This window comes from uncultured Sphingomonas sp. (genome assembly GCF_964243315.1).
In the GTDB taxonomy this organism is placed as follows: Bacteria; Pseudomonadota; Alphaproteobacteria; order Sphingomonadales; family Sphingomonadaceae; genus Sphingomonas.
Map to the genome: position 1 here is coordinate 1 of NZ_CAXTEM010000066.1, position 14,276 is coordinate 14,276.

Annotated in this window: 13 protein-coding genes; 7 read left to right on the plus strand and 6 right to left on the minus strand. The window is 66.0% G+C overall.

Translation table 11 applies throughout. From position 1 onward, the window contains the following. The 5 genes from ACFE77_RS14185 to ACFE77_RS14205 all read right to left on the minus strand — a co-directional run. Positions 1 to 184, minus strand: a 184-nt coding sequence (locus ACFE77_RS14185; RefSeq protein ID WP_375422297.1) for a 6-phosphogluconolactonase, incomplete at its 3' end; no start/stop codon positions are given. 169 nt (positions 185 to 353) lie between these two features. Then, a complete protein-coding gene (gene zwf / locus ACFE77_RS14190; protein WP_375422298.1) occupies positions 354 to 1,817 on the minus strand; it encodes a glucose-6-phosphate dehydrogenase in 1,464 nt (487 codons plus the stop codon). Positions 1,818 to 1,830: 13 nt separating this feature from the next. After that, positions 1,831 to 2,748: an N-acetyl-gamma-glutamyl-phosphate reductase gene (gene argC / locus ACFE77_RS14195; RefSeq protein ID WP_375422299.1), complete on the minus strand. Its 918-nt coding sequence runs from the start codon at positions 2,746 to 2,748 to the stop codon at positions 1,831 to 1,833. Next, positions 2,745 to 3,047, minus strand: coding sequence for an SH3 domain-containing protein (locus ACFE77_RS14200; protein WP_375422300.1), 303 nt, complete (start codon positions 3,045 to 3,047; stop codon positions 2,745 to 2,747). The genes argC and ACFE77_RS14200 overlap by 4 nt, the downstream gene beginning before the upstream one ends. A 58-nt stretch (positions 3,048 to 3,105) precedes the next feature. Beyond that, entirely contained in the window at positions 3,106 to 3,426 is a 321-nt protein-coding gene (locus ACFE77_RS14205; protein WP_375422309.1) for a MarR family transcriptional regulator, read from the minus strand. Between the two features lie 364 nt (positions 3,427 to 3,790). Between ACFE77_RS14205 and secG the strand changes: the two genes are divergently transcribed. Next, complete coding sequence (gene secG / locus ACFE77_RS14210) at positions 3,791 to 4,150, plus strand: preprotein translocase subunit SecG (RefSeq protein ID WP_375422301.1); 360 nt, start codon at positions 3,791 to 3,793, stop codon at positions 4,148 to 4,150. An 85-nt stretch (positions 4,151 to 4,235) separates the two neighbouring features. Beyond that, positions 4,236 to 5,870 carry a CTP synthase gene (locus tag ACFE77_RS14215; RefSeq protein WP_375422302.1) on the plus strand — a complete coding sequence of 545 codons (1,635 nt, stop codon included), beginning with the start codon at positions 4,236 to 4,238 and terminating at the stop codon, positions 5,868 to 5,870. Between the two features lie 219 nt (positions 5,871 to 6,089). Here the strand turns inward: ACFE77_RS14215 and ACFE77_RS14220 are convergent, their stop codons facing one another. Next, positions 6,090 to 6,551, minus strand: coding sequence for an Hsp20 family protein (locus tag ACFE77_RS14220; protein ID WP_375422303.1), 462 nt, complete (start codon positions 6,549 to 6,551; stop codon positions 6,090 to 6,092). A gap of 265 nt (positions 6,552 to 6,816) precedes the next feature. Here ACFE77_RS14220 and ACFE77_RS14225 point away from each other — a divergent pair, with 265 nt between their 5' ends. The 5 genes from ACFE77_RS14225 to dnaE form a co-directional block, all read left to right on the plus strand. Further along, complete coding sequence (locus tag ACFE77_RS14225) at positions 6,817 to 9,255, plus strand: TonB-dependent receptor (protein ID WP_375422304.1); 2,439 nt, start codon at positions 6,817 to 6,819, stop codon at positions 9,253 to 9,255. A 575-nt stretch (positions 9,256 to 9,830) separates the two neighbouring features. Beyond that, positions 9,831 to 11,081: a lipoprotein-releasing ABC transporter permease subunit gene (locus ACFE77_RS14230; RefSeq protein ID WP_375422305.1), complete on the plus strand. Its 1,251-nt coding sequence runs from the start codon at positions 9,831 to 9,833 to the stop codon at positions 11,079 to 11,081. Continuing rightward, positions 11,074 to 11,748, plus strand: coding sequence for an ABC transporter ATP-binding protein (locus ACFE77_RS14235; RefSeq protein ID WP_375422306.1), 675 nt, complete (start codon positions 11,074 to 11,076; stop codon positions 11,746 to 11,748). Before ACFE77_RS14230 ends, ACFE77_RS14235 begins: the two co-directional genes overlap by 8 nt. A gap of 11 nt (positions 11,749 to 11,759) precedes the next feature. Beyond that, entirely contained in the window at positions 11,760 to 12,239 is a 480-nt protein-coding gene (locus ACFE77_RS14240) for a glutathione peroxidase (RefSeq protein ID WP_375422307.1), read from the plus strand. Between the two features lie 250 nt (positions 12,240 to 12,489). Continuing rightward, positions 12,490 to 14,276, plus strand: a 1,787-nt coding sequence (dnaE, locus tag ACFE77_RS14245) for a DNA polymerase III subunit alpha (RefSeq protein WP_375422308.1), incomplete at its 3' end; no start/stop codon positions are given.

Sequence of the window (14,276 nt, forward strand, 5' to 3'; positions counted from 1 at the left end):
TCCAGTCGAGCTTGGCGGCGGCCAGCTTGGCGTAGATCGGCACCGGCGTCTTGCCACCCGACAGTGCGATCACCGCACCGCCACGCGCATCGATCGCGCTTTCGATGATGAACTGGATATCACCCGCGACCGCGGCGGCCATCTCCTCCGCGTCGTCGTAATCCCACCATTCGATCTCGGTCATGTCTTTGTTCTCACCTAGTCCGTTCGTCCTGAGTAGCCATTGAGCGACGTCGAGATGGCGTATCGAGGGACAGGAGGTCGGGTGCGACCTTGCTTCGATACGGGTCTTCGGCTTCGCTCAGCCCCTACTCAGCACGAACGGGAGGGGGTTGGCTTGCGGCTAAGTTAGCCTAGTCGTCCTGCCAGGTCACGCCGTCACGCTCGGTCAGCGCGATCGCCGACGACGGTCCCCAACTGCCCGACGGATAGCTTTTCGGCTTCATGTCGTTCGCGGCCCAACCGGCGCGGATCGCGTCGATCCAGGTCCATTGCGCCTCGATCTCGTCGCGGCGCACGAACAGCGTCTGGTCACCCTCGATCAGGTCGAGCAGCAACCGCTCATAGGCGATCCGCCGGCGGCTGCCCGCAAACGCCGCGTCGAGGCTGAGGTTCAGCGGCACCTCGCGCAGCCGCACGCCTTCGCGGTCGAGCCCCGGCTCCTTGGCCATCACCAGCAGCTGGACATACTCCTCGGGCTGCAGGCGGATGATCAGCATGTTGGGCTGGAGCAGCCCGCCGCGCCCCGCGAACATCGAATGCGGCACCGCCTTGAACTGGATCGCGATCTCGCTGCGCCGTGCCGCCATCCGCTTGCCGGTGCGCAGGTAGAAGGGCACGCCCTGCCAGCGCCAATTGTCGACATGCGCCTTGATCGCGACGAAGGTCTCGGTAGTCGACGGCTTGCCGAGTTCGTCGCCATAGCTCTTGACGATTGCGCCCTTCACCGCGCCATCGGCATATTGGCCGGTGACCGTCACCTGCGGCGCTTCCTCGGGCTTGATCAGGCGTAGCGAGCGGATCACCTTCGCCTTTTCGTCGCGGATCGCGGTGCCGTCATAATGCGACGGCGGCTCCATCGCGATCAGCGCGAGCAGCTGGAGCATGTGGTTGGCGACCATGTCGCGCAGCGCGCCCGCGCTCTCGTAATAACCGGCGCGCTCCTCGAGCCCCACGGTTTCCGCGATCGTGATCTGGATGTTGTCGATCCCGCGCGCGTTCCACACCGGTTCGAAGAACGAATTGCCGAAGCGCAGCGCCAGGATGTTCTGGACCGTCTCCTTGCCCAGATAATGGTCGATCCGGAAGATCCGGTTCTCCGGAAACACCGCGGCGACCGCATCGTTGATCTCCCGGCTCGACGCGAGATCGTAGCCGAGCGGCTTTTCCAGCCCGATCCGCACCGTGTCGCCCGCCAGGCCCACCTTGTGCAGCCCCGCAATCGCGGGCTCGAACAGCGACGGCGCGGTCGACAGGAAGATCGCGAGCCCGCCCGACACGTCGCCGACCTTCTCGGCCAGCGAGGGGAAGCTCGCCGGGTCCGACAGGTCGACATTGTGGTAGAAGATGCGCTCCAGGAACGATCCGACCGCTTCCTCGCCGGCGCGATCCTCCGGCAGGAACTGGTCGAGCGCGGCCTTGGCGAAATCACGGTACGACGCATCGTCATGATCCGCACGCGCCGCGCCGGTGATCGTCAGCCCCTCGGGCAGCAGGCCATCGGCATGCAGGCCGTAGAGCGACGGCAGCAGCATCCGCTGCGCGAGATCGCCGGTTGCCCCGAACAGGAGCATCTTGCCGACCGGATTGCGCTGCATGACGTACCTTCGCTTAGAGGACGAGACCGGCGAGCGGATCGAGACCAGCCATCAGGTTGAGGTTCTGGACCGCCGCACCCGCGGCCCCTTTGCCCAGATTGTCGAGACAGGCAACCAATCGTGCCTGATTGCCGCTACGGTTTCCGAACACATACAAGTCGAGCCGGTCGCTGAGCGGACCGTCGCGGGCGATCAACAGCTCGTCGGGCGCGTCGTCGTGCACCGTCACCACCGGCTGGTGATCATAGGCGGCGTGCAGCGCGTCGAGCATCGCGGCGCGCGACGGCGATCCCGGCATCGCCGCGATCGGCAAAGGCACCTCGACGATCATGCCGCGAAACGCCCGCGCGACCATCGGCGCGAACACTGGCGGATGAGCCAGCCCGGCGTGGCGCTGCATCTCCGGCACATGCTTGTGTTCGAGCGCGAAGCCGTAGTCGCGAAAGGCGAGCGCGTCGTCATCGTCGAACCGCTCGATCAGCGATTTGCCACCACCCGAATAGCCCGAGATCGCGTTCACCGTCAGGGGCCAGTCGTGCGGCACCAGCCCGGCGCGTACCAGCGGCGCGACCAGAGCGAGGAAGCCCGTCGGGTAGCAGCCCGGATTGGAGACGTTGGGGGCGGTCGCGACGTCGAAGCCGATCTCCGGAAAGCCGTAGGTCCAGCTCGGTGCGACCCGGTGCGCGCTGGAGCCGTCGATCACGCGGGTGCCGCCATCCGCGATCAGCGCCATCGCCTCGCGTGCGGCATCGTCGGGCAGGCAGAGGATCGCGAAATCGGCATCGTTCAACGCCTCGCGCCGGGCCGCGATGTCCTTGCGGCGATCGTCGGCGAGCGTCACCACTTCGATGTCGCTGCGGCCCGACAGCCGTTCGCGGATCTCGAGCCCGGTCGTCCCGACGGCGCCGTCGATGAAAACGGTGGCGGTCATGCCGGGGTCGCCTCTGTCGTCGCGGCCACGTCGAGCGCAGTGCGATCGACATAGCCGACCAGCCCGTGATCGGGCGCCATCCCCCAGGCGTTGTCGCCCGCGAGCTCCAGCACTTCGAACCGGTCGCCGACTGCGATCGCGGCAAGCGGCTCGGATACGGCGTCACGAGTCGATTGCAGCGGCACCGCGCGCGTCGCGATGCACTGGAGCGGCGCGGCATAATGCGGCGCGAACACCAGAGCGGCCAGCCGGACGTCGGCAAGATCGCCGCGCACCGCGTTGGTCCGCGGATCGAGCACCGCCGACCGGCCGGTCAGCGCGAACGACGGGCGCGGCGACGCGCCGGCCGATGCCGCGTCAGGCGGGGACCCGGCGGAGTGCGGGCGCGGTGGTCTCGCCGATGAACTGCCCGAACTCTTCAAGGAAATTTGCCCCTTCCGACGTGCGCGCGACGAAGATGTTTCGTTTGTCGCTGTCGTCGCGTTGGCGGCGCAGATAGCCGAGCGCACCCAGCCTATTCAAGGCGCGCGTCACCACAGGCTTCGAAACGTTGAGCGCCCGCGCCAATCCACGTACCGTATGCGGCCCGGGTTTCAGATACACGAGCAGCAGCAACGCCATCTGCCGATTGGTGAGATCGGGTTCGCCCGATCGGACGTAATCGACCAGGGCAGTCATCCAGGTCGAGAGCGAGTTGGCCGCGATTGACACTGATTTCTATCCGCAAATGCGCCGTAGCCGGGCGTCGTTTCGCAGTCATAACGCCTTCGTCCGACGCGAGTTTCGCGGGTGGCTATTAATTAACGATTGGGATGCAGGCCGCTTGCACCCAGCTCTTCTTCCACCCCGGCGAAGGCCGGGGCCCAGTTGGGAGACGACCGTGACGAGGTTATCGCTCCGTTGCCTTTGTCTCCGAACTGGGCCCCGGCCTCCGCCGGGGTGGTGGATGGGATAGGTGTCGGAAGGACAACGACCCCCGCCATTGATCGAACGCAAACTCCGGCCTATGTGCCCGCCTTCGCGCCATGTCCGGGACCAATGAATGTTCGCCTTTCTGCTCACAGTGCACGCCGTCATCGCCGCCGCGCTGGTGACCGTGATCCTCATGCAGCGATCGGAGGGCGGTGGGCTCGGTATGGGCGGCAGTCCGTCCGGGCTGATGTCGGCACGGGGCGCGGCGGATTTCCTGACCCGCGCCACTGCGGTACTGGCGACCTTGTTCGTGCTCTTCTCGATCGTTCTCGCGATCCTCGCGGCCACCCGCAGCGGCACCGCGACGATCGACACGTCGCTCGCGAAGACCCCCGCGCCGATCCAGCAGACCGCGCCGCTGCCGAACACAGCGCCGACCCCTGCGCCTGGTGCACCGGCGGACAACAGCGCGGTTCCGCTCGCCAACTGATCCCGACGTGTCGCCGCTAATTAGCGCCTGCGTGCGACGCGGGCGCTTGTCGTTCGTACCTTTCACACGCTAGGCGATTACTCCCATGGCGCGGTTCATCTTCATCACCGGCGGCGTGGTCTCCTCGCTCGGCAAGGGTCTCATGGCGGCATCGCTCGCCGCATTGTTGCAGGCACGCGGCTATCGCTGCCGCATCCGCAAATTCGATCCCTATCTCAACGTCGATCCGGGCACGATGAGCCCGTACCAGCATGGCGAAGTCTACGTCACCGACGACGGTGCCGAGACCGATCTCGATCTCGGTCATTACGAACGCTTCACCGGGGTCGCGTCGCGCCAGTCGGACAACGTCACCTCGGGGCGCATCTACCAGCAGATCATCACTCGCGAGCGCCGCGGCGATTATCTCGGTGCGACCGTCCAGGTGATCCCGCACGTCACCGACGCGATCAAGGCGTTCGCCCGCGCCGAAACGGACGATCTCGATTTCGTGCTCTGCGAGATTGGCGGCACTGTCGGCGACATCGAATCACTGCCGTTCATCGAGGCGATCCGCCAGTTGAAGAACGAGGTCGGCCGCGGCAACGCAATCAGCATCCACGTCACACTCGTGCCCTACATCTCCGCGGCGGGCGAGCTGAAGACCAAGCCGACCCAGCATTCGGTCCGCGAACTCGCCGCATTGGGCGTCCAGCCGGACATCCTGGTATGCCGCTGCGAACATCCGCTGCCGGTGTCCGACCGCGCCAAGATCGCGCTCTTCTGCAACGTGCCCGAAAGCGCGGTGATCCCCGCGCTCGACGCCAAGAGCATCTACGCGGTGCCGCTGCAATATCACGGCGAGGGCCTGGATTCGGAGGTGCTCCGCGCGTTCGGCATCACCCCGTCCTCGCCACCCGACCTCCAGCGCTGGGAAGAGATCGTCGATCGCCTCACCAACCCGGAAGGCGAGGTGACGGTCGGCGTGGTCGGCAAATATGTCGGGCTGCAGGACGCGTACAAGTCGCTCAACGAGGCGCTGGTGCACGGCGGCATCGCCAATAAGGTGAAGGTCAACATCCGGTGGATCGACGCCGAGCTGTTCGAGAAGGAGGACGGCGACATCGCCGCGCATCTCGAACCGTGCGACGCGATCCTCGTCCCCGGCGCATTCGGGGAGCGCGGCGCCGAGGGCAAGATCGCCAGCGTCCGCTTCGCCCGCGAACGCGAGATCCCCTATTTTGGAATCTGCTTCGGCATGCAGATGGCCTGTGTCGAAGGCGCGCGCGATCTCGCCGGCATCGCGGAAGCGTCGTCGACCGAGTTCGGCCCGACCAGCGAGCCCGTGGTCGGCATCATCACCGAATGGATGTCGCCCGAAGGCGTCCAGATTCGCGAAGCCGGCGGCGATCTCGGCGGCACGATGCGGCTCGGCGCGTACGAGGCCTCGCTTAGCGGCAACAGCGTGGTGCAATCGATCTACGGCACCTCTTCGATCAGCGAACGCCACCGGCATCGCTACGAGGTCAACACCAACTACCGCGAGGCGCTAGAAAAGGGCGGGCTGGTATTCTCGGGCATGTCCCCCGACGGCATGCTCCCCGAGATCGTCGAGCGCCCGGATCACCCCTGGTTCGTCGGCGTCCAGTTCCATCCCGAACTGAAGAGCAAACCCTTCGACCCACATCCGCTGTTCGCGAGCTTCATCGAAGCCGCGGTGAAGCAGAGCCGGCTGGTCTAGACCGCGCTTCTTTCCGTTCCTGCTCAGTAAATTATCCCGACCTCCCGTCACCCCGGACTTGATCCGGGGTCCCGCTCAAGCAACGGATACCGCCGAGGCAGCCGGATCCCGGATCAAGTCCGGGATGACGGAACCGTGGGTAAACGAAGAAAGCGCCCGAGCCTTTCGGCCCGGGCGCTCCTCAGGCGCTCTCAGGGAGTAGCAAGAGCGCCGAGCTCTTTACGCGGCCTTCGCCTTGTCGCTGGCCTCGACCGCGGCGAGCGGCGCGCCGGTGCGGATCGCGACCGACTTCGGCTTCATCGCCTCGGGCACTTCGCGAACCAGGTCGACAACCAGCAGGCCATCGTTCAGCCGCGCATCCTCGACGAACACGAAATCAGCGAGTTCGAAGCGCCGCTCGAAGCTGCGGTTGGCGATGCCGACGTGCAGGAACTGCGCATTTTCCGCCTTGTCGTCCTTGCGACCGGTCACCAGCAACAGGTTCTGCTGCGCGGTGATCTCAATCTCGTCGCGGGCGAACCCGGCGACGGCGAGGGTGATGCGGTAACGGTCGTCGGCAACGCGTTCGAGGTTGAACGGCGGGTAGTTCTCGGCAGCGCCGCGCGCATTCGCCTCGATCAGGTCGAACAGGCGGTCAAAGCCGATGGTGGAACGGCGATAGGGGGTAAGATCGAGTCGCATTGATCAAGTCCTCTTGTGAGCGAGTTGACGATGTGCCGGCATCCGCCGAAACGCGATGCCGCGTCCGCTCTCCGTAGGAAGCAACGGACGCAACGGATTTGGTGTGCTCGCGAGGACGGTCAAGAGGTGGTCGCGCAAAATCTCGCGGCCGTGCGGAAGACGTTTTCGCGGTGACATAGCCGCGCTTCGCGGCGGCCAAGCTTCTCCTTCTTTGAACATCTACTCACTTAGTGGACTTTGCTGGCGGGACACCTCGGAGATCTGCATGTCACTGACCCTCGCGTTATTATTGGCTGGCCAGGCCGCGACTGCCCCGGCGGTCCAGACGACCCCCGTCACGCCGGACGCCGAGGCATCAAGCACCGCCGAGGCATCGGGCACCGACGTCACCCGCGCCGGGCCAGCGATCGCGGATGCGGGCGGCGACATCGTCGTCACCGCGCGGCGACGCAACGAATCGATCCAGCGCGTGCCGATCGCGATGTCGGTGATCGGCGGCACCGCGCTTGCGGAAACCGGCGCGAACACCGTCGGCCGGCTCACCCAGCTCCAACCCAGCCTGCAATTCTATTCGACCAACCCGCGCAATTCCGCCGCCAACATCCGCGGGCTGGGGGCACCGTTCGGCCTCACCAACGACGGCATCGAACAGGGCGTCGGCATCTATGTCGACCAGGTCTATAACAGCCGCATCGCCGCGGCGACGTTCGACTTCACCGATGTCGATCGTGTCGAGATCCTGCGCGGGCCGCAGGGCACGCTCTACGGCAAGAATACCACCGCGGGCGCGATCAACGTCACCTCGCGCGCGCCCAGCTTCTCGCCCGAGGCACGCGGCGAGATGAGCCTCGGCAATCTCGATTACGTCCAGGCGAAGGCGTCGGTGTCCGGGCCGCTGGTCGACGACAAGGTCGCGATCCGGCTCTCCGCCTCGCTCACCAGCCGCAAGGGCACGATCTACAACGTCACCAGCCGTGAATACGTCAATTCGCAGGACAATCTGTCGCTGCGCAGCCGGATCCTGTGGCGCGCCGCGCCCAATCTCGATCTGACGCTGTCGGGCGATTACAACTACCAGAACCCGGACTGCTGCGCGCAGATCTACGCCCGCGTCGGCCCGACCCAGCGCCCTGCCAATCGCCAGTTCGCCGCGCTCGCCGCCGCATTCGGCTATGCGCCGCCCAGCACCGACGCGTTCGACCGCGTTACCGACCTCGATACCGAACTGCGCGCCAAGCAGGAACTCGGCGGGCTGTCGCTGCTCGGCGAATGGGATCTCGGCGCGGGCACCCTGACCTCGGTCACGGCGTGGCGTTTCTGGAACTGGAACCCGTCGAACGACCGCGACTTCACCGGGCTGCCGATCACCTCGGTCTCCGCCAACCCGTCGCAGCAGCGCCAGTACAGCCAGGAACTGCGCTTCGCCAACAACGGCACCAACCGCGTCGATTATGTCGGCGGGCTGTTCCTGTTCCATCAGACGATCGACACTCAGGGGCTCCAGGTCCAGGGCAGCGCCGCCAGCCGCTGGCTGCTCAACCCCGGCGCCAGCGTTCCAGCCGGTGCGTCCGGCTGCGCCACCCCGACCACGAACGCCTGCAATCCCGCGGTCCTCAACGGCCTGCGCTCGGAAAACGAGATCGGCTTCACCAACACCAGTGCCGCCGCATTCGGCAAGCTGACCTGGCACGTCACCGATCGCTTCAGCGTACAGCCGGGTGCGCGCGTCAATTACGACAAGAAGGACGGGTCCTACGTCTCGATCGTGACCACCGGCACCGGCAGCACGACGCTCAACGCCGACCAGCGCGGAGTGCTCGCGCCGCAGAGCTACAAGCCGAGCTTCGACGACTGGAACGTGTCGGGCGACCTGACGCTCGCCTATGATCTCAGCGACGATCTCCACGCCTACGCCACCTATGCGCGCAGCTTCAAATCGGGCGGCATCAACCTGTCGGGCCTGCCGCTCGACGCCGCGAACAACCCGATCCTGTCGGCGAGCACGGTCAAGCCGGAGACGGTCAACCATTACGAGCTCGGGCTGAAAAGCCAGTTCCTCGATCGCCGCGCGACCGTGAACCTTGCGGCATTCTGGACCGAGATCGACGACTATCAGGCGACCGTTACCAACAACCAGATCGGCGTGCTGCGCGGCTACCTTGCTAATGCCGACAAGGTCCGGGTGAAGGGCGTCGAGATGGACGCCGCGTTCCGCCCGATCTCTCAGCTGAACCTCTACGCTAACGCCGCCTACACCGACGCCAAATATGCGCGCTTCGTCGATGCGCCGTGCCCGCCCGAATTGTCGGGCGGATTGGCCAGCCCGGCCAACTGCGACATCTCCGGGCAGATCCTGCCCGGCATCTCCAAATGGGCGTTCTCCTATGGCGGCGAGTACAACCTGCCGGCGACGGTGTTCGGCACTAGCGGCCAATTCTACGCAGGCGTCGACGGCAGCTATCGCTCCAAATTTTCGTCGAATCCATCGCGATCGATCTCGACCGACATCGACGGCTATGCGCTGACCAACTTCCGGCTCGGGTTCCGCAAGGATGGATCGTGGAACCTGTTCGGTTGGCTCCGCAACGCGTTCGACACCGACTACTATGAACTCCTCGCGACCCAATCGGGCAGCACCGGTCTGGTGGTCGGCCAGCCTGGCGACCCGCGAACCTACGGGCTGACGCTGTCGAAAACGTTCTGATCCGGTTCAGGTGGGCCGTACGAAAACGAACATGCCGGGGAGAGGAAGCCGGGCAGGGGGCGTGACTTGGAAGCTCCGCTACCTGCCCGGCTGATCCTTGCTGGTGTCGTCGAACTCATCCTGCGCCAACACCCCGGCGAAGGCCGGGGCCTAGTTGCGGAACGATCATGACGACGGGCAGCGCGTCGTTATCTCTGCCTTCCCACCTGGGCCCCGGCCCTCGCCGGGGTGGTAAGAAGCTGCTGTAGGAAGCGGGCATGGTACGAACGCTAGCGAGGGATGAGACCCATCTACTCCGGACATGCAAACGCCCGGATCGTTGCCGACCCGGGCGCCTGCGTGACGATAAACTCGTCAGCCCCCTTAGATGCTTCAGGCCCGCGCGTTTTCGCTGCGAAGCCCTTAGCTAGATCCCCGAACCACGGCCATTGCCTGTGCATCAGTGATTGTTTTGCTAGGCACCCGCACCGCGCTTGTCACGGCCGATATGGCCCTTCGGAATCGATTGGCCGCGACCTGTGTCGAATCCGCAACATTTGTTGCACGCCGCATGGCGGCGCCCTAGAGCCGACCGCATGATCCTCTCACGCTACGAACGGATGATCGCCCGGCGCTACCTGCTGCCGGGCAAGGGCGAGGCGTTCATCTTCCTCGTCGCCTCGATCAGCCTGGTCGCGGTGATGCTCGGGGTCGCCGCGCTGGTGATCGTGATGAGCGTCATGAACGGCTTCCGTGCCGAACTGTTCGACAAGATCGTCGGATTGAACGGCCACGCGGTGGTGCAAGGCGTCGGCGGCCGCTTGCCCGACTGGCGTGAGATCGTCGCCGAGGCGCAGCGGACCAAGGGCGTGACCAGCGCCGTGCCGCTGATCGAACAGCCGCTGATGACCACCTATAACGGCCGGGTCGAAGCGGTGCTGGTGCGCGGCATGCGCGTTGCCGACATCCGCAGCAATCCTACGATCCGCAACAAGGTGGTGATGGGCTCGCTGTCCAGCATCACCCGCGGCAGCGGCCGGATCGCGATCGGGGTGCGCCTGGCGGAGGCACTCGGCGCGCAGGTCGGCAGCGAGATTTCGCTGATCAGCCCGCAAGGCCAGGCGACACCGTTCGGCACGGTGCCCCGGATCGTCAACTACACCGTCGGTGCGATCTTCGAGATCGGCGTCTATGACTACGACAAGGCGTACGTCGTCATGCCGATCGAGGACGCGCAGACATTGCTGCTGATGGGCGACGCCGCTGGGATGGTGGAGGTCGAGACCGTCGACGCGGACCGCGTCGGCGAGATCCTCGCGCCGCTTGCCGACAAGGTCGGGGGCAGGGGCGTGATCGCCGACTGGCGGACGATGAACGCGCAATTGTTCGAAGCGCTCGCGGTCGAACGCGTCGCGATGTTCACCGTGCTGTCGATCATCATCCTCGTCGCGGTGTTCAACATCCTGTCGTCGCTGATCATGCTGGTCCGCGCCAAGACCCGCGACATCGCGATCCTGCGCACGATGGGCGCGACGCGCGGCGGGTTGATGCGGATCTTCATGATCGTCGGCACCACGATCGGCGCGCTAGGCACGCTCGCCGGGCTGGCGCTCGGCTTCGTGTTCCTGTTCTACCGCCAGGGCGTCGTGAACTTCGTCCAGCTCGTGACCGGCCAGAATCTGTGGGACCCGTCGATCCGCTACCTCACCGAACTCCCCTCCAAGACCGATCCGGTGGAGATCGTCGTGATCACCGCGATGGCGCTGATCTTCAGCTTCCTGGCGACGCTCTACCCCGCGTGGAAGGCCGCCAGCACCGATCCCGTCCAGGTACTCCGCTATGAGTGACGCCGTCCTCCGGACCACCGGTCTCGCGCGCAGCTTCACGCAGGGTGGCGAGACGATCGAGGTGCTGCGCGGGGTCAATCTCGCGGTCCAGCCCGGCGAGATCGTCGCGCTGCTCGGCCCGTCTGGGTCTGGCAAGTCGACGCTGTTGCAGGCGGTCGGCCTGCTCGAGGGCGGTTTCCAGGGCTCGATCCGCATCGCCGGCACCGAAGCCGCGAAGCTCGATCCGCACGGGCGTACCGTGGTGCGCCGCGACCAGCTCGGCTTCGTCTATCAGTTCCACCATTTGCTGCCCGATTTCAATGCGACCGAGAACGTCGTCCTCCCGCAACTCGTCCACGGCGCCGAGCGCGACGCGGCGGACGCCCGCGCGACCGACCTGCTCACCCAACTCGGCCTCGGCCACCGGCTGACCCACCGCCCGAGTCAGCTGTCCGGCGGAGAGCAGCAGCGCGTCGCGGTTGCCCGCGCGCTCGCCAACCGCCCGGCGCTGATCCTCGCCGACGAACCGACCGGCAACCTCGACGAGACCACCGCCGACATCGTCTTCGCCGAGTTCCTGCGGCTGGTGCGCGAGGAAGGCTCGGCGGCACTCGTCGCCACCCATAACGAGCGCCTCGCCGCACGCATGGACCGCGTCCTCCGGCTCCACGAGGGCCGGCTGCAATAGGAAGGAACGCCATGACCGCGATCACCGACTATGAGGTTCGCGCCGCCGACGGTGGTCCCGCGACGCTCGATACGTGGCGCGGCAAGGTGCTGCTGATCGTCAACACCGCCTCCAAATGCGGCTTCACCCCGCAATATGAGGGTCTCGAGGCGCTCCACCGCGACTTGGGCGATCGCGGGTTCGAGGTTCTGGCTTTCCCGTGCAACCAGTTCGGTGCGCAGGAGCCCGGCGACGCTGCCGAGATCGCGAATTTCTGCTCGCTGACCTACGACGTCACCTTCCCGGTGTTCGCCAAGATCGACGTCAACGGCCCCGACGCGGACCCGCTGTTCGACCGGCTGAAGGCGGACGCCCCCGGCGTGCTCGGCTCGCGCGCGATCAAGTGGAACTTCACTAAATTCCTGATCGACCGCCAGGGCCGCGCGGTCCGCCGCTACGCGCCGACGACGAAGCCGGACGACATCGAAGCGGATATTCTGAAGCTGCTCTGAGGCGTCTGAGCCTAACCCGCACCGCCACCCTACCACCTGATGACCACCCCGGCGAAGGCCGGGGCCCAGTTGGGGAAGATTGGTAACGGAGGGCCGGCCTCTGCCACCTATGTCTCGCAACTGGGCCCCGGCCTTCGCCGGGGTGGAGGGTGATGGCTGGCGAAGCGCAACTTGCACACCCCATCGCTGCGGGAGAACGCAACCGCGATCGCCGCTTCCCGAATCGCACCCGCGCCCCCATACCGGATCGATGCACGCTGGCTTCGTTCCTCTCCGCATCTTCTCCTCCTACACCATGCTCGATGGCGCGATCGAGCCGAAGGCGATCGCCAAGCAAGCCAAGGCGCTGCGCTTTCCCGCCGCCGCGCTGACCGATCGTAACGGCCTCTATGCCGCGATGGCGTTTTCGGACGCCGCGAAGAAGGACGGCGTCCAGCCGATCATCGGCACGATGCTCGGGCTGGCCCGCCCCGACATGCCCGAAGGCATCGACGCCCCGCTCGACTGGATCGCGCTCTATGCGCAGGACATGGTCGGCTACGACAACCTCTGCGCGCTGGTCAGTCACGCGCATCTCGACCGCCCGATCGAACAATCCGCGCATGTCGATTTCGCGATGCTGGCGAAGCATAGCGCCGGTCTGATCGCGCTGACCGCCGGCGGCGAGGGCGGCGTCGCCCGCCTGTTCGCCGAGGACCAGCCCGCGCGCGCTGAAACCTATGCCGACCGGCTGCAGGCCTTGTTTCCCGACCGCCTCTACATCGAGCTCGCACGCCGCGGCGACGCCACCGAAGAGGCGGCGGAGGCGGCGCTGATCGATCTCGCCTATGCCCGCAACCTGCCGCTGGTCGCCACCAACCCCTGCTGCTTCGCCGAAAGCGCGTTTGGCGACGCGCATGACGCCATGCTCTGCATCGCGCATTCGACCTATGTCGAAAGCGAGGACCGCCCGCGCAGCTGCCCCGAAGCCTGGCTCAAGCCAGCCGACACGATGCGGACGCTGTTCGCCGACCTGCCCGAGGCGATCGCCAACACGCTGGTCGTCGCGCAACGCTGCGCGGTGATGGCGCCGAGCCGCAAGCCGATCCTGCCGAGCCTCGCGGGCGACATCGCGGGCGAGGCGCAGCTGCTGCGCGACGATGCGCGGGCGGGGTTGGAAGCGCGGCTCGATCGGATCGAAGCCCTAAAATCCCCCTCCCGCTCGCGGGAGGGGTTAGGGGAGGGCCTGTCCGCGGAGACTAACGCCCCCGATTGGACAAGCCCTCCCCCGGCCCCTCCCGTAAACGGGAGGGGAGAAGCTGACTGGCGCCGGCCCTATCGCGACCGGCTCGACTTCGAACTCGACGTCATCATTCAGATGGACTTCCCCGGCTATTTCCTGATCGTCGCGGACTTCATCAAATGGGCGAAGGACCACGATATCCCGGTTGGCCCCGGCCGTGGATCGGGTGCCGGGTCGGTCGTCGCCTGGGCGCTGACGATCACCGATCTCGATCCGATCAAGCTCGGCCTGCTATTCGAACGCTTCCTCAATCCCGAACGCGTGTCGATGCCCGATTTCGATATCGATTTCTGCGAAACCCGCCGCGGCGAGGTGATCCGCTACGTCCAGGAGAAGTACGGTCGCGATCAGGTCGCGCAGATCATCACCTTCGGTAAGCTGAAGGCGCGCGCGGTGCTGAAGGATACCGGCCGCGTGCTTCAGATGAGCTACGGGCAGGTCGATCGCCTCGCCAAGCTGGTGCCGAACCACCCGACCGATCCGTGGACGCTCGAACGCGCGCTCAACGGCGTCGCCGATCTCGCCAAGGAATATGCCAACGACAATGGCGTTCGCCGGCTACTCGATCTGGCAATGAAGCTGGAGGGCCTGCCGCGCCATTCGTCGACCCACGCCGCGGGCGTGGTGATCGGCGATCGACCGCTCGCGCAACTCGTCCCGCTCTACCGCGATCCGCGCTCCGACATGCCGGTCACGCAGTTCGACATGAAATATGTCGAGGGCGCCGGGCTGGTGAAGTTCGACTTTCTCGGCCT